This is a genomic window from Nocardia tenerifensis NBRC 101015 (assembly GCF_000308715.1).
In the GTDB taxonomy this organism is placed as follows: domain Bacteria; phylum Actinomycetota; class Actinomycetes; order Mycobacteriales; family Mycobacteriaceae; genus Nocardia; species Nocardia tenerifensis.
Map to the genome: position 1 here is coordinate 32,119 of NZ_BAGH01000300.1, position 23,865 is coordinate 55,983.

Sequence of the window (23,865 nt, forward strand, 5' to 3'; positions counted from 1 at the left end):
AGTCAAGCTTTACTATTCAGGCTTGATTAGGATTGGCGCGGCGCTTCGTCGCGCGGCGTTTTCGGGTCGAAGTTGCCGTCCCACACATCGAGTACCCCGGATTCGATGCGCTCCAACGTCTTTCGCGACCACTCCAGGTCGGCCCTGAGGTGCGCGGCCTGTAGCGCCATCGCGTCGGCCACGTGATACGGCTCGGCCTCGGCCGGGTCGCCGGTGCCCGCCAGGATCCGCGTCACCTCGCGCTCCGCGAAGAGCAACTCGGCCTCGAACTTCAGAATCCGGCTGCGCAACGCGGCCACCACGTCCTCCTTCGGGGCCGCCGGGAACAGCGAAACCGCCGCGAAATACGGGTTTTTCGGCTGCTCGGCGGAGAACAGCGACTCCCGCAGCATCTCCCCGAACTCCTTCTCCCCCTCCGGCGTCAAGCGGTAGGTCGTCCGCTCCGGCCGAGCCCCCTCCTGCCCCACCCCCTCCACCGCGATCAACCCATCCCGCTGCAGCGTATTCAACGCCCCATAGATCGACCCCGGCTTCACATTCGCCCAATCCTCCGCATGCCAAGACAACAACTCCCGCCGAACGTCATACCCATGCACCGGCTGCAACAACCGAACAATCGCCAGCACCAACATCCGAGTAGTAGGCACACCCATACCCGCAGGCTATCCCACCCCCAACCCACCCCCCGAAACGCAAACGGCCCCGGGCGAATACCCGGGGCCGTTCGGTCACGCCGGACCTATGTCGGCTGTCGTGCGACCGATGGCGGAGTGGCTCAGGCCTGCCGGTCCGCGAAACTCGCGTCCACATTGATCGCCCCGGTAAGCCGCCAAACACCACGTTCGAATATCAGATCACCCGACACGACGATCGGCTGCCTGCTCTGATGCGCACGGATCGCCCGCAGATATTCGTTGCCGGTCAGCGAGACATGCACCTTTCGAGGACGGCCGTCCACATGAGTGGACAACACAATGCTGCTGACCTCCTGATCGTCACCGAAATCGTCACGATTGAGCGTGCGCACTTGTGCGGAAACGGCACAGCCGGTGAGCCATCGTCATGTGGCGGCATTGGCTCACCCAGACGACTTGTCGCGGCGGCCCTCATCATCGTGAACAGCGCCTCCAGCGTCGTCTCCGCCTGCCGGAACGGGATTGTCGTCGGTCATCTCTTGGTCGAGTCGCACGAAGAAGAGATCGCCACGATGCGATCGGCCAGCTGGGCGGCGTCCCAATCGTAGATAGTGGCAAGGGCTTGCAGAGTGTCGCGAAACCGCCCGGGAAAGTCGACATAGTCGGTAGCCAACGGCAGCATGACACGGCCGAGCAGGCCGTCCTTCCCCGGAAGCCGCCAAATCTCCTTCACACCTTGATCCCGCACCTCGAGTTGCCAATCGTGGCTCGCAAGATACTGAGAGACGGCAGGAGGCGACAAAGTCGACGCAACCTCTTGAAGAGCGTCAAGCGGAACCTTGTTCACCACTGACCCCCTTCGCCGATTACCCGCATGATGCCCTCGAGACTGCCCACGTCGAACAAGGTGCTTCTGGGCAGTGCGGATGACGCCGACTCCATGACAACGCTTCCACTCTCATCGACGTCGACCATGCGGCCCCTCCCGTTGCTACCAGCACTTGCCCCGCCTACGACCTCGCAAACAATAGCTGGCTGGCGATTCACCCGACAACGAACAGTGGCCCCGACCGGGTTACCAGTCGGGGCCACTGTTTCGGTGTGCGCGAGGCGCTCAGCCCTTGTGGGACTTGACCGCTTCGGTCAGTTGGGGGGCTACGTTGAAGAGGTCGCCGACGATGCCGTAGTCGGCGATGTCGAAGATGGGGGCCTCTTCGTCCTTGTTGACGGCGACGATGGTCTTCGAGGTCTGCATGCCGGCCCGGTGCTGGATGGCGCCGGAGATGCCGAGGGCGATGTAGAGCTGCGGGGAGACGGTCTTGCCGGTCTGGCCGACCTGGAACTGGCCGGGGTAGTAGCCGGAGTCGACGGCGGCGCGCGAGGCGCCGACGGCGGCGCCGAGGGAGTCGGCCAGCGCCTCGACGACGGAGAAGTTGTCGGCGGAACCGACGCCGCGACCACCGGAGACGACGATGGACGCCTCGGTGAGCTCGGGACGGTCACCGGCGACGACCGGCTCGCGCGAGGTCACCTTGACCACGCCTTCTTCCTGCGCGGGCACCTCGACGGTGACCTTCTCGCCCGCGCCGGCCTGCGCGGACGCCTCGATCGCGCCGGGGCGCACCGAGATGACCGGCACGTCGCCGTTGGCCTTGGCGTCGACGGTGAACGCGCCACCGAAGATGGAGTGCACGGCGGTGCCGTCGGACTTCACGTCGATGACGTCGACGAGCAGGCCGGAGCCGATACGGGCGGCGAGGCGGCCCGACACCTCCTTGCCGTCGGCCGAGGCCGCGACGATGACGGCGGCCGGGGAGACCTGCTCGGTCAGCGCGGCGAGCACGTCGATTTTCGGGGTGAGCAGGTAGTTCTCCACATCGTCGGACTCGGCGATGTAGATCTTCTCCGCACCCGCCGCGGCGAGCGCGTCGGCCAGCTTCTCGCCGGTGCCGGCGGCGCCGAGCACGACGGCGGCCGGCTCGCCCAGGTTGCGGGCGGCGGTCAGGAGCTCGGTGCTGACCTTCTTCAGCGCACCGTCTGCGTGCTCGACGAGCACAAGTACTTCTGCCATTTGTGTTCTCTCCTAAGCAGTCTCAGGTCCAGGGCGAGACGGGCGACGATCGCGAAGCGCTCGTCCCGCCCGGCCGCGTGCGGGCGGACCCGCACTGGCGCAGCGGAATCAGATGATCTTCTGACCGACGAGGTACTGGGCGATCTTGGTGCCGCCGTCGCCTTCGTCCGCGATCTTCTCGCCCGCGGTGCGCGGCGGCTTCGGGGTGGCCGCGGTGACGGTGGTGCCCGCGTTCGCGACACCGACGGTCGAGGCGTCGACGCCCAGATCGGCCAGCGTGAAGGTCTGCACTTCCTTCTTCTTCGCGGCCATGATGCCCTTGAAGGACGGGAAGCGCGGCTCGTTGATCTTCTCGGTCACGCTGACGATGGCGGGGAGGGTGGCCTCCAGCTTGAAAACGCCATCGTCGGTCTCGCGCTCGCCGGTGACCTTGTCGCCGTCGATGGTGAGCTTGCGCAGGTGGGTCAGCTGCGGCAGACCCAGGTACTCGGCGATGATGGCCGGCACGGCACCCGCGCGACCGTCGGTCGCCTCGTTGCCCGCGATGACCAGCTCGACGCCCTCCACCTGGCCGAGCGCGCTCGCCAGCACCCACGCGGTCTGCACGGCGTCGGAGCCGTGGATCGCGGGGTCGTTGATGTGGATGGCCTTGTCGGCGCCCATGGACAGCGCCTTGCGGATGGCCTCGGTGGCCCGGTCGGGACCGGCGGCCAGCACGGTGACCTCGCCGCCCTGCGCCTCCTTGATCAGCAGCGCTTCCTCGACGGCGCGCTCGTTGATCTCGTCGAGGACGGCGTCGGCCGCTTCGCGATCGAGGGTGTAGTCACCGTCGGTCAGCTTGCGCTCGGACCAGGTGTCGGGAACCTGCTTGATGAGTACGACGATGTTCGGCATCGGTCTTCGTCGACCTCCTGTTCTGGTTACACGTATGAAGTGGTCGCACGAGCGGCGCCGTACGTCCGTGTGAGTAGCTCAGGGCGTGACACTACCCTACGTTAAGTTACCCGTGGGTAACTTATCCGCTTCTCTCTCACAACGCCAGACCCGGCGATATCGTGCCGGGTCGGAGGCCGCCCCGGCGACCCGCGCCGCGCGGCGCATCGTGACTGGGTAGAGCCGTCCCGGTGACCGGGTGCGGGTATTCCGCGAACACTCGGTACCAGTAACGTCGGAACGATGAGCGAGGCTGTGATCCCTGCCGCACTGCACGACCCGACGGGCATGACCGGCGCCCCCGAGACGACCGTCGAGGCCGTCGAACCGCTGCCGTTGACCGGCGAGCGCACCGTCCCCGGCATCGCCGAGGAGAACTATTGGTTCCGCAGGCACGAGATCGCCTACGCCCGCCTGCTCGACCGCTGCGCCGGAAAAACCGTGCTGGAGGCCGGATCCGGCGAGGGCTACGGCGCGGACATGATCGCCTCGGTGGCAGGCAAGGTGACCGGCGTCGACTACGACACCGGCGCGGTCGAGCACGTGCGCGCGCGGTACCCGCGCGTGGAGATGATCCAGGGCAATCTCGCCGCCCTGCCGCTCGACGACGCCTCGGTCGACGTCGTCGTGAATTTTCAAGTCATCGAACATCTTTGGGACCAAGCTCAGTTCCTCCGGGAGTGCCTGCGGGTACTGCGGCCCGGCGGCGAGCTGCTGATCAGCACGCCGAACCGCATCACCTTCTCGCCGGGTCGCGATACCCCGCTCAACCCGTTCCACACCCGCGAGTTGAACGCCGCCGAGCTGACCGAGCTGCTGGTCGAGGCAGGCTTCGAGGTCGAGCGAATGATCGGCGTGCACCACGGCCCCGGCCTGAAAGCGTTGGACGCCAAGCACGGTGGGTCGTTCATCGACGCGCAGATCGAGCGCGCGCTGGCCGGCGAGCCGTGGCCCGCCGAGCTCACCGCCGACGTCGCGGCCGTCACCATCGACGACTTCGTGCTGATCGCCGAGGACATCGACGCGAGCCTCGACCTGGTCGCCATCGCGGTGAAGCCTTGAGCAGCAACGCTGTTCCCGGCCAGTTCACCCTGGTCCTGCACTCACACCTGCCCTGGCTGGCCCACCACGGCCGCTGGCCGGTCGGCGAGGAGTGGCTCTACCAATCCTGGGCGGCGTCCTATCTTCCCGTCGCCGAGGTGCTGAGAACCCTTGCCGCCGAAGGGCGTTCACACCTGCTGAGCCTCGGCATCACACCGGTGCTCGCGGCCCAGCTCGACGATCCGCACTGCCTGTCCGGCATGCACCACTGGCTCGGCAACTGGCAGCTGCGCGCCGACGAGGCGGCGACGGCGGGCAACGTCGCGCTCGGCCGTCACGAACATCGTTTGGCCACAGCGGCTTTGGCGGATTTCGAGCAGCGCTGGCGGCACGGCGCCGCCCCGGTCTGGCGCGAGCTCATCGACGCCGACACGATCGAGCTGCTGGGCGGCCCGCTGGCCCACCCGTTTCAGCCGCTGCTGGAGCCGCGACTGCGCCAGTTCCAGCTCGCCGAGGGCCTGGGCGACGCGCGGCACCGCTGGGGCCACACACCCACCGGCATCTGGGCTCCCGAGTGCGGCTACACGCCGGGCATGGAGGTCGGCTACGACGCCGCCGGTGTGACCCATTTCATGGTCGACGGACCCGCGCTGCGCGGCGATACGACCCTGGGGCGGCCGGTCCGCGACGCCGAGGTGATCGCGTTCGGGCGCGACCTCCAGGTGAGCTACCGGGTGTGGTCGCCGAAGTCCGGTTATCCGGGACAGAGCGCTTACCGTGACTTTCATCACTATGACCACGCGACCGGCCTCAAACCGTCGCGGGTCACCGGCAAGACCGTGGCGGGTCCGGACAAGGCCCCCTACGACCCGGAGCTCGCGGCCGCGGCGATCGTGCGCGACGTCGACGACTTCGTTCGCACGGTGCGCGAGCGGCTGATCAGCGAATCCGCGCGGATCGGCCGACCCGCGCTGGTGGTCGCCGCGTTCGACACCGAACTGTTCGGCCACTGGTGGCACGAGGGTCCGCAGTGGTTGGCCCAGGTGTTGCGGGCGCTGCCGGAGGCGGGCGTCACCGTCGGCACGCTGGCCGACGCGCGGGAACGCGGATTCGTCGGCGAGCCGGTGCCGCTGGCGGATTCGTCCTGGGGTTCCGGCAAGGACTGGCGGGTCTGGGCCGGTGATCAGGTGCGCGACCTGGTCGAACTCAACGACGACATCGTGCGGCTCACCCTCGACACGGTCGACAAGATGCGCGCCACAGAGCCCGCGCTGCGCGACCACGTCGCCGACCAGTTGCTGCGCGAGGCCATCCTCACCGTGTCGAGCGACTGGGCGTTCATGGTCAGCAAGGACTCCGCGGCAGGCTACGCGCGCGACCGGGCGCATCAGCACGCGCACGCCGTGCGGGAGATCGCCGCCGCCGTCGGAACGGGTCAACTCGCGAAAGCACAGCAGTTGGCGGCAGGATGGGGGGCGGCTGACGGACTCTTCCCCGGTGTGGACGCGCGACGACTCGGGAGCGCCGGGTCCGGAGGCTTCGCCGCGGCCGTCGAGCACGCCGCGTCCAGCGCAGAAGGACATGCATGAAGATCTTGATGGTGTCGTGGGAGTACCCGCCGGTCGTGGTCGGCGGGCTGGGCAGGCACGTGCATCACCTGGCGACCGAACTGGCGGCCGCGGGCCACGAGGTGGTCGTGCTCGCCCGCCGCCCCTCCGGCACCGACTCCTCGACCCACCCCACCCACTCCTTCATCGCCGAGGGCGTGCTGGTGGTCGCGGTCGCGGAGGACCCGCCAGTCTTCGACTTCGGCGAGGACATGCTGGCCTGGACGCTGGCCATGGGGCACGCGATGGTGCGCGCGGGCATCGCGCTGGGCAAGCCGGGCATCGGCGACGGCTGGGCGCCCGACGTGGTGCACGCGCACGACTGGCTGGTCGCCCACCCCGGCATCGCGCTGGCCGAGTACTACGACGTGCCGCTGGTCTCGACCATCCACGCCACCGAGGCGGGGCGGCACAGCGGCTGGGTCGCGGGCAAGGTGAACCGGCAGGTGCACTCCGTCGAGTGGTGGCTCGCCAACGAATCCGACGCGCTGATCACCTGCTCGTCCTCGATGCAGGACGAGGTGGAGCGGCTCTACGGCCCGGAGCGCGTGCCGATGACGGTGATCCGCAACGGAATCGACGTGGGCGCGTGGACCTTTCGGCCGCGTGCCCCGCGCACGGGCCCGCCGCGGCTGCTCTATGTCGGCCGGCTCGAATACGAGAAGGGCGTGCAGGACGCGATCGCCGCGCTGCCGCGCATCCGTCGCGCGCACCCCGGCACGACGCTCACCATCGCCGGCGTCGGCACCCAGTTCGAGTGGCTGCGGGAGCGCGCCCGCGTGCACCGGGTCGCCCGCGCGGTGAACTTCGCCGGTCAGCTCGACCACTCCGAGCTCCTCGGCTGGCTGCACGGGGCCGACGCCATCGTGCTGCCGAGCCGCTACGAGCCCTTCGGCATCGTCGCGCTGGAGGCCGCGGCCGCGGGCACGCCGCTGATCACGTCGTCCGCGGGCGGGCTCGGCGAGGCGGTCATCGACGGCGTCACCGGCGCGTCGTTCGCCCCCGCCGACGTCGACGGCCTGGTCGAGGCGGCCCGCGCCACCCTCGACGACCCCGCCGCCGCCCAGGACCGGGCCTACGCCGCCCGGGAACGCCTGACCGCCGATTTCGCGTGGGACGTGGTGGCCGCGGAGACCGCGCAGGTCTATCAGTCCGCCAAGCGTCGCGTGCGCAACCCGCTCGGGCGTCCGACGATCGTCGAGCGTCCGCTTCCCGAGCGCGACCCGAAGTAGGCCGACTCGCCGCCGCGCGTGAAACCGTATCCAGCGCAACGGTTTACACCGACTGGTCGGAACCGTCGGTGCGCACGACCGCCCGCGGTCAGCGCTCAGGCTTGAACACGAACAGCTCGCCGATGCGCGTGGCGACGATGACCTCGCCCTTGGGCCCGATCGAGGTGCCGGTGGTGCTGCCCTGTGCCTGGGGCAGGACGTCGGAGTCGATGGTGGAGCCGGTCTTGGTGTCGAAGGTGATGAGGTTGAGGCCCTCGCCGATCGCCGCCGCGGTGTAGCCGGTGCCGCCCGCGGTCTGCACGGGCGTGCCACGCAGGTCGAGATCCTTACGCTCCCAAGCGATCTCGGGCGCGTCGCCCCGGTCGCGCAGGGCGAGCAGGTAGCCCTCGTCGCCGGACGGGATGATCAGGCCGTCGCCGGACACCGAGATGCCCCCGCGCGGAGCCCAATCCAGCGGCTGCACCCACTTGGTGCGTCCGTCGGCGGCGTCGACGGCGATCAACCGCTTGCTGTTGTCGCCGACGTAGACGGTCTTGCCGTCGGCGGACAGGGTCGGGCTGGTGGCGCTGCCGCCGGACAGCAGGTCGGCGCTCCACTCCTGCTGAATCTTGTTGTCCGCGTAGCGCAGAGCCACCAAGGCGGCGGTCGGCTTGCCCGGCTGCCAGACCGTGACGAAGAAGCGTCCGGTGTCCGCGTCGACGGCCGAGATGTTGGCGACCGGGCACTGCGGCTCACCCACCCGGCACTCGTCGAGGCCCTGGCCGGCGGCGGGCCAGTCCAGGCTCGGATGGTCCAGGAAGTCCGGCTGGCCGAGCAGCTGCACCGTGGAGACGACGCGCTGGCCGGTCTGCCGGGAGAGCACGTCGACCTGGCCGGTTTGGGTGACGGTCAACAGGTTTCCGTCGCCGGTGAACTGGGTGGAGATCGGGGTGCCCGCCACCGGCGTGCGCCAGCGGGGCTGCCCGAGGTAGTTGAAGGACATCACCGCGCCGACGTTGTCGTGGTCGTCGCCGATGTAGACATTGGTCATGCCGTCCACCACCGACGGCGTCGCGATCGCGGTCGGGCCGAGCGCGTTGCAGAAGCGCTTGCGGCCGGTGGCCATCTGGAACGAGTAGATGGTGCAGGTCGGCGTGTTCGTGGTCAGAAACATCTGGCCGTCGGGGCCGATGGTGACCGGCTCGGCGATCGGGCCGCCGATCGGGCGCGACCAGCTCAGCGCCACCTTCTTCGCGCCGACCACCGGGCTCGTCCCGCCGTTGCGGCCGTCGTGATACGCGGCGGGCCAGCCCTTGCCGGGGCCGACGGCGATGTCGTCGACGTCGGTGCCGCACCCGGCCACTGCCAGCGCGCCGACCGCGGCCAGCGACGCGAGGACCCGCACCCGGGACGGTCGCCACATGGAACTAGCCAGTACGCCGCTTCGCACCTGCTGCACTCCTGTCGTCGTTTCCGCTCGCACGAGACTAAAGCGTGCCGACCCACAGCTCGGGAGCGACCCGGTTCGGGTGTAGGCGTGTGGATTCGGGAGCGCCGCCCGCGGCGCCGCAGTCACTGTACGGTAGGCCGCCGCGCGCGGGCGCGCGTCCCGCCGTTGCGGTTCGCGCGGCCCGTACCCGCGTGCGCGGATCGCGCTCGAACGCGCCCGTTATGCTCTATCCGTCGCCGCCGCGGTGGCGACGAGCCGTAGGACCACGACAGGAGAACCGTTCGTGACGAGCATGTGGGGCGCACCGTTGCGCTCGCGCTGGCGGGGGTCGCGCCGCCGGGATCCGCAGCAGGCGCGCTTTCTGACCATGGCGTCGCTGCGCTGGGTGCTCGCGAACCGCGCGTACACGCCCTGGTACCTGGTGCGTTACTACCGGCTGCTCAAGTTCCGGCTGGCCAATCCGCACATCGTGCTGCGCGGCATGGTCTTCCTCGGCAAACGGGTGGAGATCCACGCGACCCCCGAGTTCGGCCGGATGGAGATCGGCCGCTGGGTGCACATCGGCGACGGCAACGCCATCCGCTGCCACGAGGGCTCGCTGCGCATCGGCGACAAGGTGGTGTTCGGCAAGGACAACGTCGTCAACACCTACCTCGACATCGAGATCGGCGAGTCGACCCTGGTCGCCGACTGGTGCTACATCTGCGACTTCGACCACAAGATGGACGACATCACGCTGCCCATCAAGGATCAGGGCATCGTGAAGAGCCCGGTGCGGATCGGCCCCGACACGTGGATCGCCGCCAAGGTGACGGTGCTGCGCGAGACTCGCGTCGGGCGCGGCTGCGTGCTGGGCGCGCACGCCGTCGTCAAGGGGGAGATCCCGGACTACAGCATCGCGGTCGGCGCGCCGGCCAAGGTCGTCAAGAATCGCAAGGCCGCCTGGGAGGCCAGCGCCGAGGAGCGCGCGAAATACCTTGCGGCCCTGGAGGATATCGAGCGTAAGAAGAACGGCGCGAAGACCGCTTAGCGCGGCGTTCCACCCTCCGCCGCCTCGAATCGCGGCGGCTGTCGGGCCGCTTCGGTAGGTTCTGCGGCTATGAATCGCTATGCCGCACTGTTGCGGGGAATCGCGCCCAGCAATCCGAACATGAGCAACGAGAAGCTGCGCGGCGTGTTCGAGGGGCTCGGCTTCGAGAAGGTCGCCTCGGTGCTCGCCAGCGGCAATATCGTCTTCCGCAGCGAGGAGACCGACGTCGGCGAGCTGGAGGAGCGGATTCAGCAGGCGCTCAACGCCGAACTCGGCATCGCGGGCGGCACGATCATCCGCAGCCACGACGAGTTGCGCGCCCTGCTCGACACCGACCCGTTCCCCGGCCTCACCCACGGCCGCGGGACCTACCTCGTCGCGACCTTCCTCAAGAACCGCACGACGAAGCCGCCCAAGCTGCCCGGCCAGCCCGACCCGCTCACCCGGGTCGTCGGCTTCGACAAGGCCTGCGCCGCCTTCCTCGCCGTCATCGACAACAGCGAGCCCGGCAAGACCCCCGACTTCATGAGCTGGCTCGAGCAGACCTACGGCAAGGACATCACCACCCGCACCTGGCTCACGGTGCAGCGCGTGGTCAAGAAGATGGAGGTCTGACGGCGGTGCAGAGGAACGCCGTCGGCGTGCGGCCGATTCGCGTGATCACCAGGGTGAACGGCTGCGTCCCTTGCGGTTTGAGGGTGCGGCGGAGTTTGTCGGGATCGACGTCGACGCCGCGAACCAGGATCTCCAGCGGCCCGCAGTCGTGGCGGCGGAGCTCGGCGCGCAGGGTCTTCTCGCGGTAGTCGAGTCGATCCACCACGCGGAAACCGCGGGTTCCCGGCGGGACGGTGTCGCCCGTCAGATAGGCGATACGCGGATCCAATTGCCACAGACCGTGTTTCGCGGCGTAATGCCGGACCAATCCGGCGCGGACGACCGCGCCGTCGGGATCGATGATCCAGTCACCCGGGGCCCGCTCCGGAATCTCGTCGGGCTCGGCGTCGGTGAGGGTGAAAGACGTTCCGGCCGAAGATATTACCGACGCGCGACGGGTGACCGCCGGATCGGCCAGACCCGCCGACCACAGGCACGCCTCGCGCACCGCGCCGTCGAGGGAGACGACCTCGACCTCGCCCGGCCAGTCCAGTCGGTCGAAATCCAGTCCGGGAGCGCACTTCACGGCGATATCGCGGCCGGGGTAGGCGGCCAGCAGGTCGGGCAGCGGCGGCTGGAGCTTGGCCGGGTCGTGGGTGCGTTTACCGTCCGCACGCCGCGCCGGATCGGCGACGACGACGGTGCCCGTGCTGACCGACACGAGGGCATCCGCCTTGGCCAGCAATACATTTCGGCGCCCGGCGAGATTGTGCGCGGCCATCGACAGCCGCGCGTCATCCAGGTCGCTGCCGATGACCGCGGGGCACACCTGGGACAGCTCGGCCAGTTCCGCGCCGATCGAGCACGTCACGTCGTGCACGGCCCGCCCGGCCAACCGGGCGGCCCGCCGCCGGGCGACCAGCGTCGGGGTCGCCTGCTGCAGGGCGTCGTCGGTGAACAACCAGTTCCCCGCGTCGGCGAGCTTCGCGCCCGCCTTGCGCCGCAGGCGCACCGTTTCGACGAGCGCCGCCGCCCGGTCACCGTGTGTGCGCCGCACCCGCTCCAGATCGCGCAGGTGCGTCGCCTGGGTCAGCTCCAGCCGGTCCACCTCGGTCAGCGCGGCAGCGCCCGCCGGACTGCCGAGGAAGGACACATCCGCCCGGCTGAAGCCGTAGCCCACTACTTACTTGGCGGAGGCGCTGAGTTCACCCGCCCCGCCGGCTCCGCCGGCTTCCATCCCCCTGGGCTTCACGCCGGTGATCATCGCGTTGTAGAAGAACTGCCGCGGCACCACCCGGCGCATGACGTTCTCGTCCAGCCAGCTCAGCCGCAGCCACGCCTTGTACATGGCCATCCGGTAGCCCATGGTGAGCTTCTCATCCGGCACGGCGGCCTCGAAGGTCCGCACCGGCCAGCCCCACAGGGCGGCGGCGAACTCCTCGGTGCTGGCCTTCACGTCGACGGCGCCTGCCGAGGTCGCCATCCGCTCCAGCTCGGACGGGTCGAACGTGTGCAGGTCGACGACCGCCTCGAGCGCCGCGGCCCGCGAGGACTCGTCGAGCTCGGTCTGCGGACGCCGCCACCCGGACAGCTGCGGCAGCTTGGTGACGGTCGTGGTGGCCTTCCAGGTGATCCGGCCGAGCCAGCGCGCGTAGAAGTTGCCCGCGGTGGTCGGCTCGCCCGCGAAGACGAAGCGCCCGCCCGGCTTGAGCACGCGCAGGCACTCCTTGAGCGCGAGCTCGACGTCCGGGATGTGGTGCAGCACCGCGTGGCCGCACACGAGATCGAAGGTGTCGTCCTCGTACGGGATGGTCTCCGCGTCGGCGACCCGGCCGTCGACGTCGAGGCCGAGGTTCTCCGCGTTGCGCAGCGCGACCTTCACCATGCCCGGCGACAGGTCGGTGACGGAGCCGGACTTGGCGACGCCGCCCTGCATCAGGTTCAGCAGGAAGAAGCCGGTGCCGCAGCCGAGTTCGAGCGCGCGCTCGTACGGCAGCGGGGCGGGGCCGACGGCCGCGTCGAACCGGCCGCGGGCGTAGTCGATGCAGCGTTCGTCGTAGGAGATCGACCATTTGTCGTCGTAGGTCTCGGCTTCCCAGTCGTGATAGAGCACCTGGGCGAGCTTCGTATCCTTGCGAGCTGCTTCGACCTCCGCCTCGGTGGCGTGCGGGTTAGGCGCGGGGTCGTCGGGACGTACCGTCATGGAGGCCAACCTTACATAAACACTCCGATCCGCCGCGCCGTCGACCCTCGGTTTGCGGCCGCCACTGGACCGACGGCCAAATAGGAACGTGTTCCTATCTGGTCGTCTTCGACAATCCGCTGCTCAGCACCTCGCACACGGCGCCGGGAAGATCGGGTCGGACACCGCTCAGCGACCGACGAAAGCCGCCGAACCGGGCCCGTCGGCGAGGTAGGACTCGGTGCCGATCCGGCGGTCCTCGGTGGCGAACAAACCTGACCATTCGGTCTGCGCGCGATCCAGTCCGTGCGGCCCCGCCTCGAACACGGCCTTCGCCGCGGCGAGTGCCCGCGCCGGGCCGTCGACGTACCGCCGCGCCCAGCTCAACGCCGAGGTGTAGACGTCGTCGGGCGCGACGACCTCGTCGACGAGTCCTAGCGCGTGAGCCTCCTCGGCCTCCACGAAGCGACCGCTGTAGACGAGATCCTTGGCCGGTCCCGGACCGATCAGCAGGGACAGCCGTCGAATCCCGGCGAGCGGGATGAGTCCGGCCTTGATCTGCGGCAGACCGAGCTTGACGTTGTCGCCGATGATCCGCCGGTCCGCGCCGAGCGCGAGCTCGAGCCCGCCGCCGAGGCAGTAGCCGGTGATCGCGGCGACCGTCGGCTGCGGCAGCCGGGCGAGGCAGCCGAGATGGCGCTGCAGATCGCTCGCCATCGCGCCGGCCTGGTCGCGGCTCAAAGCGGCCAGTTCGGTCAGGTCGTCGCCCGCCGAGAAGACCCGCTCGTCGCCGTAGAGCATGACCGCCGCGACCGTCGGGTCCTCGGCGACCGTCTCGGCCGCCTCCGCCAGCTCCCGCACCAGCTGCGCGTTCAGCAGGTTCATCGGCGGGCGGGCGATCCGCAGGACGGCGACGCGGCGCGCGGCATCGCCCTCGAGCAGATCCAGGGTCACGAATTCGGCCATGGGGCCTCACGCTACCGGGTCACGGACCGGCGCCTCACCGGCGGACGGATCCCTTGAGCCTGCTCGCATCCGGCAGATCGGCGAAGTAGCGCTGACCGTCCGGGAAGCTCAGCTTCTGCTGCCCGGCGACGTCGTCGAGGACCGGCATGATCGGCTCGATCACCACGTCGGCGGCGAGAATCTCGGCGGTGGAAGCGAATTCGCTGAGCGCCCGCAGCTGCGCCCAGGTGGGCGGCAGCAGGATGTCGGTGCCCGCCCGCCACCGGTCCAGCGCCTCGGCGGGCGTGCGCCACTGGACCTCCGCCGCCTCGGAGGTGGCGCCGTCGGCCGCCTGCCCCTCGGGCAGCACGGCGACGAAGAACCGGGTGTCGTAGCGGCGCGGCTCGACCACCGGGGTGATCCAATTCGCCCAGGGCCGAAGCAGATCCGCGCGCAGCACGAGCCGCTCGGCGGCGAGGAACCCGGCCAGCGACAGCTCGCGCCGCTCCAGCTTGCCGCGCGCCTCGCGGTAGCCCGCGGTGTCGCACACGACGCTGTCGGCGGTCGGACCGGCCAGCAGCACACCGCATTCCTCGAACGTCTCGCGCACGGCGGCGCAGACCAGCGCCTTGGCCCTCGGCTCGGTGACGTCGAAACGCTCTGCCCACCAGGCGGGTTCGGGCCCGGCCCACTCGATGTCGGCGGTGCCGTCGGCGGGATCGACGCCGCCGCCGGGGAATACGGTCATCCCCGCCGCGAACGCCATCGCGCCGACCCGGCGCTGCAGGAAGATTTCTGGGCCTGCGGCGCCGTCGCGCACCAGCATCACCGTCGACGCGTCCTTGGGCGCCCGGGGCTGAGAGTCAGGCTGCGCGTTTATCTCACTCACCCCTGCACCCTAACGCGCGCTTGGTAGGCGTCCGCGGGGCGGCGGGTCAGCGGGTGCGGTGCTTTCCGGCCCGGCGGGCGCGGCGGGCGAAGTAGCGGCCGTCGACCTTGTCGAGCGCGATGGCCTGACGGAAGGCGTCGCTGAGGTTCTCCGAGGTCAGCACGTCGGTGAGCAGACCCTGCGCGACGACCTCCCCCTCGTTGAGCAGCAGGCCGTGGGTGAAGCCGGGCGGAATCTCCTCGACGTGATGGGTGACCAGGACGATGGCGGGCGAGTCCGGGTCGGCGGCGAGATCGCCGAGCCGTTCCACCAGTTCCTCGCGGCCGCCGAGGTCCAGGCCCGCGGCCGGTTCGTCGAGCAGCAGCAGTTCGGGGTCGGTCATCAGCGCGCGGGCGATCATCACCCGTTTGCGCTCGCCCTCCGAGAGGGTGCCGTAGGTGCGATCCGAAAGATGTTCCGCCCCCAGGCTTTCCAGCATGTCGACGGCGCGGTCGGTGTCGACGTCGTCGTACCGCTCGCGCCAGCGACCGAGCACCGCGTAGCCCGCCGACACCACCAGATCGCTGACCTTCTCATCGCGCGGCACCCGGCCCGCCACCGCGGCGGAGGACAGGCCGATCCGCGGGCGCAGCTCGCTGATGTCGACCTTGCCGAGCACCTCACCGAGCAGGTGGGCGACGCCCGAGGTCGGGTGCATCTCGGCGGCGGCCATGCGGAGCAGGGAGGTCTTGCCCGCGCCGTTGGGGCCGAGCACGACCCAGCGTTCGTCGAGCTCGACCTGCCAGGTGACCGGGCCGACGAGCGTGTGGCCCGAGCGGCGAACGGTGACGTCGGTGAAGTCGATGAGCAGATCGGGATCCGGTTGCGGCACGCGGTCCATCTTGGCCCACCCGCCCGCCTGCTCGCCAACGCGGGCGGGTGCGAAAAGCGTGTCGCCGGCGTTCAGCGGCGGCGGTCCAGCGCGAAGAGATCGCGAAGCCGCTGGTCGTCGGGTTGGTCCGGATGATGATGGTCCTCATCGTCGGACTTGTGTAGGAGCCGGGCCACGATGAGGGCCAAGGGAACCGACAGGAGCACCCAGAGGGCGAGAATCACCAGCAGCGTCGTCATAGCTGGTCCTTCCTTCGGTCGGCAAGGACACGATGCCGATACAACGAGCTTCCGCCTGCGGAGTCCGGCGAGGGTAGGGCACAACGTCCTCGGTGAAGTTGCTCAAAAGGCATACCCCGATCGCACCCGCGCAACGCGCATTCCACGCAGGCGTTTTTCCGGTGATACGGCCTCGGGCGTCCGCGCTCGCGCAGCGCCGGCGAGCGCTGCCCGGCGCACCCTCACGACGATCGAGCGGGCACCGCGATCACCGTCATCGAGCCGGGCGCCACCTCGGTGAACCCGGCGTCGCGCACCGCCACCGCCGTGCCGCGCGCGACCTCATCAGCCAACGCCCTCCATTGTCGCGCATCGGCTTCCCTTACGGAGCAACAAAATTCCCGCTCCGCCCAACGCAGGGCGTCCCGCTCGCTCAGCGCGCCCGCCAGCAACATGCTGGCGTGGCCGACCTGTGCGGCGGCCTTGCCCAGCGTCATGCCCAGTGCCGAATTCACCCAGAGCACCGGCAGTTCCGGGTCCGGCGGCCCCGGATCGTCGTGGTCTAGGTCAGTGCCGCCGATCTGCAGGCGCTTGATCCGGGCATCGACGTCACCGACCGGTCCCGGCACGAGCGCGCGGGCCTGCGCGCCGTCGACCTCGACCGTGACGCCGTCCACCTCGTTCGCCGCGCGCCACTGGGCGCCGCGGGCCCGCCGGGTCACCTTGCGGATGCGCGAGCGCTTCCAGGCCAGATAGCGCTGCGCCCATTCGCCTTCCGGGCCGACCCGCTCGTCCAGGCACAGCGCGACCGACGCGGTCGCCGCCGCAGCGAGCAGCGCGCTGCGCGGCGGCGGGTCGACCTTGGGCAGGTGCAACACGATCTGCATGGCCTGCACCAGGGCCGGATCGTCGGGGTCGCCCGCGCCGCCGTAGCCGCGCGCGAGCTCCGCGTGCCTGGCGCGGAACCCCGCCACATCGAATTCGGCCGGGCTCGCCATGGCGTCCCGGACTTCGGCACCGCTGTCCGGGATGCTCGACATCACTCCACCTTGATCGTCAACGAAAACTTTTGCGCGGGTTCGATACCCTGCTCCCACGGCCGCAGATAGTCCATGGAGAGCGTGGTGATACCCGGGGCCTTACCGACGAAGGTCCAGACCGAACCGCCGCCGGAGCCGGGCGCGACCGGCACGTTCGGGTCCGGCTTGAAACCCGGATCGCCTTGCGCCTGAAGCAGATTCGTGTCCAGCCCGGCGATCTGCCACATATATCCGGTCGACGGGTTCGCGGGCAGCGTCACCACGAGGGTCTGCCCGACGGCGACCCGGCGTTCCTGTCCGTCGTCGGCCTCGGTCGCCGTCACCGGGGCCGGATCCTGACCCGAGGTGGGCGCGGCCGAGGAGCTGGTCTTCCCGTTCGACGAGCCGTTGTCGCCGCACCCGGCGACCGCCAATCCGAGCAGCAGCACAAGCAGAGATTTCCGCAACGCACCCTCCGATTCACGCCGACGATCTGGTCCGCGTCAGCCTACCGACGTCGCACGAGGGACCGGATCGGTGGCACCGGACATGCCGTGGCAGCGTGTCGATCGGCCTCGTGCTCGGCCTCGAAAAATTGGCAGTCGAGCTGTCGCCCCCGCCTAGTAGCATCGGCCCGGCAAAGGTCATCGGCGAAAGGGGTTCTGCACATGGACGACAGTCGCGAACGTGATCAGTTCGCCCGCATCACACTTCACTCGCGGGTGGAACACGATCGGCTACTCGTCGAACAGTACGAGAGCGGCCTTGTCTTCCGTCGCACGCAAATCGAGGACGGCCGCCATGAACTCGGCAAACTCGATGAGCGGTTGGGAGCCTGACATGACTGCCGCCATGAGCATCCGGGACGTACAAGAAGCGATGTCCGCGGACTACAACCGCTGGATGGGCCGCGTCGCCGAACTGGCGGACCAGGCCGCCACCGCAGGCGACGACTGGAACGAGCACGCGTTCCGCCATTATTTGGAGTCGCTGGAATACCTACCGAAACCGTGGACGCTGCCCTGGCCGGACAATCCGTGGCCGACGGGTCACTGATCGAGGGGCACGCGGCGGAGTAGTCCGTCGCGGGCGTCGGCCGCCTCCACCTCGTGCCGGGTGACGCCGAGGACGTAGAGCACCGCGTCCAGGAAGGGGTGCGACAGGGCGGCGTCCGCGATCTCGCGCAGGGCGGGCTTGGCGTTGAAGGCGACGCCCAAGCCGGCCGCGTTGAGCATGTCGATGTCGTTGGCGCCGTCGCCCACCGCGACGGTCTGCTCCATCGGCACCCCGGCCTCGGCCGCGAACTTGCGCAGAGCGGTCGCCTTGGCGGCGCGGTCGACGATCTCGCCGACGACCCGGCCGGTCAGCTTGCCGTCCTTGATCTCCAACGTATTGGCCTGGACGAAGTCCAGCTCGAGCTCGTGCGCCAGCGGCTCGATGACCTGACGGAATCCCCCGGACACCACGCCGCAGCGGAAGCCGAGCCGCCGCAGGGTGCGAATGGTGGTGCGCGCACCGGGGGTCAGCTCGATCCGCTCGGCCACCTCCTCGATCACCGACTCGTCCAGTCCGTCGAGCGTCGCGACCCGCTGCCGCAGCGACTCGCCGAAGTCGATCTCGCCGCGCATGGCCGCCTCGGTGACCTTGCGGACCTCGTCCTCGACGCCCGCGTGCGCGGCGAGCATCTCGATCACCTCGCCCTGGATCAGCGTCGAGTCGACGTCGAAGACGATGAGGCGCTTGGCCCGCCGGGCCAGTCCGGCCCGCTCCACCGCCACGTCGACCCGTTCGGCCACCGCGACCTCGGCCAGCGCCGTACGCAGCCGGGAGTCGGTGTCGGCGCCGGTGTCGGTCGCGGTGACCAGCAGCTCCATCCCGGTGACCGGATAGTCGGCGATTCCGCGAATGGTGTCGATATTCGCGCCGAGCGCGGCCAGCTGCCGCGACACCGCGCTGAACGCGTGCGCGGTCACCGGCGCGCCGAGGATGACCACCGCGTGGGTGGACATCGGCTGCCTGCCGATGGCGGCGTCGACCTCCACGTCGACGTGCATGCCGACGGTGTTCATCGCCTCTTCGAGCTCTTCCTGCAGCGACTCGGCGTCGCCCGGACAGGTGACCAGCACGCCGAGGGTCAGCCGGCCGCGGATGACGACCTGCTCGACGTCGAGCAGGCTCACATGGTGCCGCGACATGGCCGCGAGCAGCACGGACGTCACGCCGGGGCGGTCGGGTCCGGTGACGGTGACGAGAACGGTGGTGTCGGCCAACTGAAGTACTCCAGGCTAGAAGTTGCGCTTGACCTCGTTGTCACGTCGCTGTCGGTACTGCACAAACGAGTGTGCACCCGCCGTGACCAGCAGGTGCACACTCGTCGTTGTCTCTTGTTCCTACTTGGTCGCCGCCACGGCGCCTTCGTGAACGTCGGTGGCGTGCTTACCCGAACCCCAGCCGACGTGCGCCTCGGCGCGCATCCGGTCGACCATGTGCGGGTAGTGCAGCTCGAAGGCCGGCCGCTCGGAGCGGATGCGCGGCAGCTCGTAGAAGTTGTGCCGCGGCGGCGGGCAGGTGGTCGCCCACTCCAGCGAGTTGCCGTAGCCCCACGGATCGTCCACCGTGACGACCTCGCCGTACCGGAAGCTCTTGAAGACGTTCCAGACGAACGGCAGCATCGAGGCGCCGAGGATGAACGCGCCGATGGTCGAGATGGTGTTCAGCGTGGTGAAGCCGTCGCTGGGCAGGTAGTCGGCGTAGCGACGCGGCATGCCCTCGGCGCCCAGCCAGTGCTGCACCAGGAAGGTGGTGTGGAAGCCGACGAAGGTCGCCCAGAAGTGCCACTTGCCGAAGCGCTCGTCCATCATCCGGCCGGTGATCTTCGGGAACCAGAAGTAGATGCCGGCGAAGGTGGCGAACACGATGGTGCCGAACAGCACGTAATGGAAGTGCGCCACAACGAAATACGAGTCGGTGACGTGGAAGTCCAGCGGCGGGCTGGCCAGGATGACGCCGGACAGACCACCGAAGAGGAAGGTCACCAGGAAGCCGAGCGACCACAGCATCGGCGTCTCGAAGGTCAACTGGCCGCGCCACATGGTGCCGATCCAGTTGAAGAACTTCACGCCGGTCGGCACCGCGATGAGGAAGGTCATGAACGAGAAGTACGGCAGCAGAACGGCGCCGGTGGCGTACATGTGGTGCGCCCACACCGCGATCGACAGCGCGGCGATGCCGAGCGTCGCGTACACCAGCGTGGTGTAGCCGAAGATCGGCTTGCGCGAGAACACCGGGAAAATTTCGGAGACGATGCCGAAGAACGGCAGCGCGATGATGTACACCTCGGGGTGCCCGAAGAACCAGAACAGGTGCTGGTAGAGCAGGACGCCGCCGGTCGCCGGGTCGTAGATGTGGCCGCCGAGGTGCCGGTCGTAGGCCAGGCCGAACAGCGCGGCGGTGAGCAGCGGGAAGGCGAGCAGGACGAGCACGCTGGTGACGGCGATGTTCCAGGTGAAGATGGGCATCCGGAACATGGTCATGCCGGGAGCGCGCAGGCAGACGACGGTGGTCAGCATGTTGACGCCGCCGAGGATGGTGCCGAGACCGGAGACTGCGAGGCCGAGGATCCACAGGTCGGCGCCGACGCCGGGCGAGTGCAGGATGTCGGTCAGCGGGGTGTAGGCGGTCCAGCCGAAGTCGGCGGCGCCGCCGGGGGTGATGAAGCCCGCGGTCGCCATCGAGGCGCCGAACAGGTACAGCCAGTAGCTGAACGCGTTCAGGCGCGGGAAGGCGACGTCGGGAGCGCCGATCTGCAGCGGGAGCACGATGTTGGCGAAGCCGAACACGATCGCGGTCGCGTAGAACAGCAGCATGATCGTGCCGTGCATGGTGAACAGCTGGTTGAACTGCTCGGGCGAGAGGAACTGCAGGCCGGGGCGCGCCAGCTCGGCGCGCATCAGCAGCGCCATCAGTCCGCCGATCATGAAGAAGCTGGTCGCGGTCACCAGGTACATCACCCCGAGCACCTTGGGGTCGGTGGTGGTGACCATCTTGTAGAGAAAAGAACCCTTCGGCCCGGTTCGTGCCGGATACGGCCGAGTCGCTTCCAACTGCTGGACTGGCTGAGGCTCTACCGCAGTCACTGATCCTCCTGAAGGTGCCTTTAGGTCGCTCCGCAGGCTCCGCTGCTCGCATCCGTGCCCATGTCGGGACAGACGACAGTTCGCTTGCGCTTCTGGAATCGTAAACCGTGCTGCCGCAGCGATCCGCACGGGTCCTACTCTGTGTCGTATTTCGTTGGTCGGGCTAGACCGACGGCATGGCGTTTCGGCGGTCCGGCCGGCTCGACGGCAGCGATGAGTTTCGTGTCTGGCCGACGTCTGTATCGGTGACCAGTCTTGCATCCAGTGTCCAGGAGACAGCCATGACCGAACAGAACCAGCCCAAGCCCGGCGATCCCTGCTGGGTGGAGCTCTACACCTCCGACGTCGACCGCAGCATCGCCTTCTACGGCGAGCTGTTCGGCTGGACCGCCGAGCGCGCCCCCGAGGAGCTCGGCGGCTACGTCACCTTCCGCAAGAACGGCCTCGCGGTGGCGGGGGCCATGGGGCACAACGAGGGTGACACCGACGCATCCGAGCAGTGGACCGTCTATCTCGCGAGCGACGACCTCCAGGCCACCGCGGACAAGACGGTCGCGCAGGGCGGGACGGTGCTCGTGCCGCCGATGCCGGTCGGCGATATCGGCGCCATGGCCGTCATCGGCGACGCGGGCGGGGCGGGCCTCGGTGTGTGGCAGGCGGGCGTCTTCGGCGGCTTCGAGACCGTCGCGCTGGTCACCGGCGGACGCTGGGGCGACAGTCACGGCACACCCGCCTGGTTCGAGCTGCACACCCGCGCCTACGACGCCGCGCTCGCCTTCTACCGCGACGTCTTCGGCTGGCAGGACGTCTTCTCTGTCTCCGACGCACCGGGCTTCCGCTACAGCACTATTCATGCGCAGAGCCCCATGCTCGGCGGCGTCCTCGACGCCTCCGCCTTCCTGCCCGACGGCGCGCCCGACAGCTGGGGCGTCTATTTCGGCGCCGACGATGTGGACAAGGCCGTCGCGAGGGTGGTCGAGCTGGGCGGCTCGGTGCTGAATCCTCCGGAGGACAGCCAATTCGGCCGCCTGGCAACGGTTGCCGACGTCACCGGCGCCCGGTTCAGCCTCGGCGGCGACAAGGCCTGACCACGCGGGCGCTGACCTCTCCCGCTTCGGCGCCGGGCACGCATGTACCCTCACCCGCATGCCGCTGAGCGCCTTCGTTCGCATCCGAAACCGCACAGCTTCACCCCGATCCGGCACCGCTGCACCGCGATCCGGCACCGCCGGCGTGGCGCGGCGCCGGACCGTCGCCGTCGCGGCGTTGTGCGCGACCGTCGTCGCGGCGGGCTGCGGCGGCAAGGCCGACGACGCGAGCAGCATCGTGCGCACCACCACGAATATCGCGGGGGCGGGCGTCGTCGGGCTGGAGCGCGACACCAGCAAGGCGTGCGCACTGCCCAGCGCGCCCGATCCGGCCGCGGGCAAGACCCGTTCGGTCACCCACGCGGCCGGCGTCTCCGAGGTGCCCGCCGACCCGCAGCGCATCGTCGTGCTCACCACCTCGGCCCTGGACGCGGTGTGCGCGGTCGGCCTGTGGGAGCGCGTCGTCGGCGCGGTCACCATGGAGGGGCCGAACCCGCAGCCCGCCTACCTCGGCACCGGAGTGCTGAAGATCCCCGGCGTCGGCACGGCCGCACAGCCCGACCCGGCGCTCATCGCCGACCTGCACCCCGACCTCATCCTCGGCGATATCCCCACCGCCACAGCGAGTTTCGACACGCTGCGGGCCATCGCGCCGACCGTGCTGGTCGGCGCTAACAACAGCTGGCAGGCCGAGTTCACCGCGCTCGCAGCGGGTTTGGGCCGCCGCGCGGCCGCGGACGCCGCGCTCGACGACTACCGCACCGCGGCCGCCGACGCCGGCAACGCGGTCGCCGCCCACCAGACCCAGGCCTCGATCATCCGATTCACCGCCGACACCGACCAGGTGCAGGGCGACAACAGCTTCGCCGGTCAGGTGGTCGGCGACGCGGGCGTGCAGCGGCCCACCGCCCAGCGCGGCCCGTCCTTCGACGTCACCCCCGACCAGTTCGCCACCAAGGTGGAGGGCGACCTCATCTACGTGATCCTCGCGGGCGAGGAGGGCAAGCGGCACGGCGAGTCGGTGATGCGCGGCGAGGAATGGAAAGCGCTCGGCGCCGCGACCGACAAACGCGTCTTCGCCGTGGACGACACCGTCTGGCACGGCAACGGCCTCACCGCCGCCCGCGCGCTGCTCGCCGATCTCACCGGCACGCTCAACGGCTTCGTCACCGATTGAGCCCGCTCCCCCTTGGGTGAGGTTTTCCGCACCCTGGGAGGTACCACCACCAGCGCTTGGGTTGCTGTCGAAAGGCCCGCTCGTAGCCGAGATTTAGAGGTACGCAACGCCTCATCACCGCGACTACGAGGGACGACCACCATGCACACGACGACCGAATCGCTCGCCGACAACCTCCGCCGGCTGCCCCTCGCGCGGCCCGTCGCCGAGGTCGATCCGCACGCGGTCGTGGCGTCCACCGCCGACTGCGTGCTCACCTACGGCGAGCTCGATCGCTGGTCCAACCGGCTGGCCAGGCTGCTGCTCGGGATCGGCGCCGACGCCGACTCGCGCGTCGCCATCGCCATCTCCGACGAGATCGAGTCCGTCGTCGCCGAGCGCGCCATCGTCAAGCTCGGCGCCACGCCGGTGCCCGCGGCAGCCGAAACGTTCCTGGGCGGCACCGCGTTCGGCGTGACCGTCAAGGCCCGGCGCGGCGAGCTCAGCGACGCCATCTCCTGGCTGGTGCTGGACGACCGTTCGACCTTGCAGCGCTACCTCGCCGGCTCGGACGCGCCCCTCACCGAACTCGAGCAGCTGCCCCGGTCGGCCTGATCCGGCGGCGCGTCCGACGACGTTCGGGCGCGCCGTCGCACGTTTGCTGAGCAATCTCCATCGGTGCACACGTCATCGGTTCAGAATGAATCTTGTCGCGAGCTGTGCGGCAGGGTACTACCACTTCCGCGCTGGCAGGCGGCGACTCCGCCGCAGCTGCGGGCGGTGAAAACG

General features: G+C 69.4%; 26 protein-coding genes. 10 read left to right on the forward strand and 16 right to left on the reverse strand.

The window, feature by feature from the left end:
- Positions 1–26 precede the first annotated feature (26 nt).
- The 5 genes from ON39_RS23585 to ON39_RS23605 all read right to left on the reverse strand — a co-directional run bounded on the left by ON39_RS23585 (position 27) and on the right by ON39_RS23605 (position 3,600).
- Entirely contained in the window at positions 27–653 is a 627-nt protein-coding gene (locus ON39_RS23585; RefSeq protein WP_051186959.1) for a PadR family transcriptional regulator, read from the reverse strand.
- A 122-nt stretch (positions 654–775) separates the two neighbouring features.
- Entirely contained in the window at positions 776–1,027 is a 252-nt protein-coding gene (locus ON39_RS50130) for a hypothetical protein (protein ID WP_040737642.1), read from the reverse strand.
- Positions 1,028–1,167: 140 nt separating this feature from the next.
- Positions 1,168–1,482, reverse strand: coding sequence for a hypothetical protein (locus ON39_RS50135; protein WP_040737643.1), 315 nt, complete (start codon positions 1,480–1,482; stop codon positions 1,168–1,170).
- Positions 1,483–1,749: 267 nt separating this feature from the next.
- Positions 1,750–2,706: an electron transfer flavoprotein subunit alpha/FixB family protein gene (locus ON39_RS23600; protein ID WP_040737644.1), complete on the reverse strand. Its 957-nt coding sequence runs from the start codon at positions 2,704–2,706 to the stop codon at positions 1,750–1,752.
- A 108-nt stretch (positions 2,707–2,814) separates the two neighbouring features.
- On the reverse strand, positions 2,815–3,600 hold the full coding sequence (locus ON39_RS23605; RefSeq protein WP_040737645.1) for an electron transfer flavoprotein subunit beta/FixA family protein: 786 nt from the start codon (positions 3,598–3,600) through the stop codon (positions 2,815–2,817).
- 327 nt (positions 3,601–3,927) lie between these two features.
- Here ON39_RS23605 and ON39_RS23610 point away from each other — a divergent pair, with 327 nt between their 5' ends.
- From ON39_RS23610 to ON39_RS23620, 3 genes are read left to right on the forward strand one after another with little or no spacing between them, the layout of a single operon-like run.
- On the forward strand, positions 3,928–4,701 hold the full coding sequence (locus ON39_RS23610) for a class I SAM-dependent methyltransferase (RefSeq protein WP_051186968.1): 774 nt from the start codon (positions 3,928–3,930) through the stop codon (positions 4,699–4,701).
- Positions 4,698–6,269, forward strand: a complete 1,572-nt coding sequence (locus ON39_RS23615; RefSeq protein WP_040737647.1) for a 1,4-alpha-glucan branching protein domain-containing protein — start codon at positions 4,698–4,700, stop codon at positions 6,267–6,269. Before ON39_RS23610 ends, ON39_RS23615 begins: the two co-directional genes overlap by 4 nt.
- A complete protein-coding gene (locus tag ON39_RS23620; protein ID WP_040737648.1) occupies positions 6,266–7,519 on the forward strand; it encodes a glycosyltransferase family 4 protein in 1,254 nt (417 codons plus the stop codon). The genes ON39_RS23615 and ON39_RS23620 overlap by 4 nt, the downstream gene beginning before the upstream one ends.
- Positions 7,520–7,607: 88 nt before the next feature.
- On the opposite strand, the gene ON39_RS23625 is transcribed toward ON39_RS23620, so the two are convergent.
- Positions 7,608–8,921 (reverse strand): outer membrane protein assembly factor BamB family protein, encoded by a 1,314-nt coding sequence (locus ON39_RS23625; RefSeq protein ID WP_040737649.1) that lies wholly within the window; start codon positions 8,919–8,921, stop codon positions 7,608–7,610.
- A 310-nt stretch (positions 8,922–9,231) separates the two neighbouring features.
- Between ON39_RS23625 and ON39_RS23630 the strand changes: the two genes are divergently transcribed.
- Positions 9,232–9,978 carry an acyltransferase gene (locus ON39_RS23630; RefSeq protein WP_040737650.1) on the forward strand — a complete coding sequence of 249 codons (747 nt, stop codon included), beginning with the start codon at positions 9,232–9,234 and terminating at the stop codon, positions 9,976–9,978.
- Between the two features lie 69 nt (positions 9,979–10,047).
- Positions 10,048–10,593 carry a DUF1697 domain-containing protein gene (locus ON39_RS23635; protein WP_040737651.1) on the forward strand — a complete coding sequence of 182 codons (546 nt, stop codon included), beginning with the start codon at positions 10,048–10,050 and terminating at the stop codon, positions 10,591–10,593.
- Here the strand turns inward: ON39_RS23635 and ON39_RS23640 are convergent.
- From ON39_RS23640 to ON39_RS23670, 8 genes are all read right to left on the reverse strand, one after another.
- On the reverse strand, positions 10,574–11,752 hold the full coding sequence (locus ON39_RS23640) for a THUMP-like domain-containing protein (protein WP_040737652.1): 1,179 nt from the start codon (positions 11,750–11,752) through the stop codon (positions 10,574–10,576). The two genes, ON39_RS23635 and ON39_RS23640, sit on opposite strands and share 20 nt — an antisense overlap.
- A gap of 3 nt (positions 11,753–11,755) precedes the next feature.
- Positions 11,756–12,775, reverse strand: a complete 1,020-nt coding sequence (locus ON39_RS23645) for a class I SAM-dependent methyltransferase (RefSeq protein WP_051186960.1) — start codon at positions 12,773–12,775, stop codon at positions 11,756–11,758.
- 168 nt (positions 12,776–12,943) lie between these two features.
- Positions 12,944–13,720 (reverse strand): enoyl-CoA hydratase-related protein, encoded by a 777-nt coding sequence (locus ON39_RS23650; protein WP_040737653.1) that lies wholly within the window; start codon positions 13,718–13,720, stop codon positions 12,944–12,946.
- A 34-nt stretch (positions 13,721–13,754) separates the two neighbouring features.
- Positions 13,755–14,525: an NUDIX hydrolase gene (locus ON39_RS23655; protein ID WP_246002956.1), complete on the reverse strand. Its 771-nt coding sequence runs from the start codon at positions 14,523–14,525 to the stop codon at positions 13,755–13,757.
- 109 nt (positions 14,526–14,634) lie between these two features.
- Positions 14,635–15,468 (reverse strand): ABC transporter ATP-binding protein, encoded by an 834-nt coding sequence (locus ON39_RS23660; RefSeq protein WP_040737655.1) that lies wholly within the window; start codon positions 15,466–15,468, stop codon positions 14,635–14,637.
- Between the two features lie 62 nt (positions 15,469–15,530).
- The gene (locus ON39_RS48955; RefSeq protein WP_146251155.1) at positions 15,531–15,698 is read right to left on the reverse strand and encodes a transmembrane 9 family protein; all 168 of its coding nucleotides are present in this window, start codon (positions 15,696–15,698) and stop codon (positions 15,531–15,533) included.
- 221 nt (positions 15,699–15,919) lie between these two features.
- A complete protein-coding gene (locus tag ON39_RS23665; RefSeq protein WP_040737656.1) occupies positions 15,920–16,717 on the reverse strand; it encodes an aminoacyl-tRNA hydrolase in 798 nt (265 codons plus the stop codon).
- Complete coding sequence (locus tag ON39_RS23670; protein WP_083894649.1) at positions 16,717–17,163, reverse strand: protease inhibitor I42 family protein; 447 nt, start codon at positions 17,161–17,163, stop codon at positions 16,717–16,719. The genes ON39_RS23665 and ON39_RS23670 overlap by 1 nt, the downstream gene beginning before the upstream one ends.
- A 201-nt stretch (positions 17,164–17,364) precedes the next feature.
- Here ON39_RS23670 and ON39_RS48960 point away from each other — a divergent pair, with 201 nt between their 5' ends.
- Positions 17,365–17,535, forward strand: a complete 171-nt coding sequence (locus ON39_RS48960; protein ID WP_157195507.1) for a hypothetical protein — start codon at positions 17,365–17,367, stop codon at positions 17,533–17,535.
- 1 nt (position 17,536) lies between these two features.
- On the forward strand, positions 17,537–17,752 hold the full coding sequence (locus tag ON39_RS23675) for a hypothetical protein (RefSeq protein WP_146251156.1): 216 nt from the start codon (positions 17,537–17,539) through the stop codon (positions 17,750–17,752).
- On the opposite strand, the gene serB is transcribed toward ON39_RS23675, so the two are convergent.
- Positions 17,746–18,966 carry a phosphoserine phosphatase SerB gene (gene serB, locus ON39_RS23680; RefSeq protein WP_040737658.1) on the reverse strand — a complete coding sequence of 407 codons (1,221 nt, stop codon included), beginning with the start codon at positions 18,964–18,966 and terminating at the stop codon, positions 17,746–17,748. The two genes, ON39_RS23675 and serB, sit on opposite strands and share 7 nt — an antisense overlap.
- A gap of 120 nt (positions 18,967–19,086) precedes the next feature.
- Positions 19,087–20,832 (reverse strand): aa3-type cytochrome oxidase subunit I, encoded by a 1,746-nt coding sequence (gene ctaD, locus ON39_RS23685; RefSeq protein ID WP_040737659.1) that lies wholly within the window; start codon positions 20,830–20,832, stop codon positions 19,087–19,089.
- Between the two features lie 281 nt (positions 20,833–21,113).
- On the opposite strand from ctaD, the gene ON39_RS23690 reads away from it, so the two are divergent.
- The 3 genes from ON39_RS23690 to ON39_RS23700 all read left to right on the forward strand — a co-directional run bounded on the left by ON39_RS23690 (position 21,114) and on the right by ON39_RS23700 (position 23,691).
- Positions 21,114–21,920, forward strand: a complete 807-nt coding sequence (locus ON39_RS23690; protein WP_040737660.1) for a VOC family protein — start codon at positions 21,114–21,116, stop codon at positions 21,918–21,920.
- Positions 21,921–21,978: 58 nt separating this feature from the next.
- On the forward strand, positions 21,979–23,097 hold the full coding sequence (locus ON39_RS23695) for an ABC transporter substrate-binding protein (RefSeq protein ID WP_083894650.1): 1,119 nt from the start codon (positions 21,979–21,981) through the stop codon (positions 23,095–23,097).
- A gap of 141 nt (positions 23,098–23,238) precedes the next feature.
- Positions 23,239–23,691 carry an AMP-binding protein gene (locus ON39_RS23700; RefSeq protein ID WP_040737661.1) on the forward strand — a complete coding sequence of 151 codons (453 nt, stop codon included), beginning with the start codon at positions 23,239–23,241 and terminating at the stop codon, positions 23,689–23,691.
- Positions 23,692–23,865: the final 174 nt, after the last annotated feature.

What these genes read in the sequence shown, in the direction of transcription:
- ON39_RS23690 (WP_040737660.1), top strand. Translation starts at nt 21,114, where the DNA reads ATGACCGAACAGAACCAGCCCAAGCCCGGCGATCCCTGCTGGGTGGAG.
- ON39_RS23675 (WP_146251156.1), top strand. Translation starts at nt 17,537, where the DNA reads ATGACTGCCGCCATGAGCATCCGGGACGTACAAGAAGCGATGTCCGCG.
- ON39_RS23695 (WP_083894650.1), top strand. Translation starts at nt 21,979, where the DNA reads ATGCCGCTGAGCGCCTTCGTTCGCATCCGAAACCGCACAGCTTCACCC.
- ON39_RS23610 (WP_051186968.1), top strand. Translation starts at nt 3,928, where the DNA reads ATGACCGGCGCCCCCGAGACGACCGTCGAGGCCGTCGAACCGCTGCCG.
- ON39_RS23645 (WP_051186960.1), bottom strand. Translation starts at nt 12,775, where the DNA reads ATGACGGTACGTCCCGACGACCCCGCGCCTAACCCGCACGCCACCGAG.
- ON39_RS23605 (WP_040737645.1), bottom strand. Translation starts at nt 3,600, where the DNA reads ATGCCGAACATCGTCGTACTCATCAAGCAGGTTCCCGACACCTGGTCC.
- ON39_RS48960 (WP_157195507.1), top strand. Translation starts at nt 17,365, where the DNA reads ATGGACGACAGTCGCGAACGTGATCAGTTCGCCCGCATCACACTTCAC.
- ON39_RS23655 (WP_246002956.1), bottom strand. Translation starts at nt 14,525, where the DNA reads ATGCTGGTGCGCGACGGCGCCGCAGGCCCAGAAATCTTCCTGCAGCGC.
- ON39_RS48955 (WP_146251155.1), bottom strand. Translation starts at nt 15,698, where the DNA reads ATGACGACGCTGCTGGTGATTCTCGCCCTCTGGGTGCTCCTGTCGGTT.
- ON39_RS23665 (WP_040737656.1), bottom strand. Translation starts at nt 16,717, where the DNA reads ATGTCGAGCATCCCGGACAGCGGTGCCGAAGTCCGGGACGCCATGGCG.
- ON39_RS23625 (WP_040737649.1), bottom strand. Translation starts at nt 8,921, where the DNA reads ATGTGGCGACCGTCCCGGGTGCGGGTCCTCGCGTCGCTGGCCGCGGTC.
- ON39_RS23650 (WP_040737653.1), bottom strand. Translation starts at nt 13,720, where the DNA reads ATGGCCGAATTCGTGACCCTGGATCTGCTCGAGGGCGATGCCGCGCGC.
- ON39_RS23620 (WP_040737648.1), top strand. Translation starts at nt 6,266, where the DNA reads ATGAAGATCTTGATGGTGTCGTGGGAGTACCCGCCGGTCGTGGTCGGC.
- ON39_RS23635 (WP_040737651.1), top strand. Translation starts at nt 10,048, where the DNA reads ATGAATCGCTATGCCGCACTGTTGCGGGGAATCGCGCCCAGCAATCCG.
- ON39_RS23700 (WP_040737661.1), top strand. Translation starts at nt 23,239, where the DNA reads ATGCACACGACGACCGAATCGCTCGCCGACAACCTCCGCCGGCTGCCC.
- ON39_RS23660 (WP_040737655.1), bottom strand. Translation starts at nt 15,468, where the DNA reads ATGGACCGCGTGCCGCAACCGGATCCCGATCTGCTCATCGACTTCACC.
- ON39_RS23600 (WP_040737644.1), bottom strand. Translation starts at nt 2,706, where the DNA reads ATGGCAGAAGTACTTGTGCTCGTCGAGCACGCAGACGGTGCGCTGAAG.
- ON39_RS23585 (WP_051186959.1), bottom strand. Translation starts at nt 653, where the DNA reads ATGGGTGTGCCTACTACTCGGATGTTGGTGCTGGCGATTGTTCGGTTG.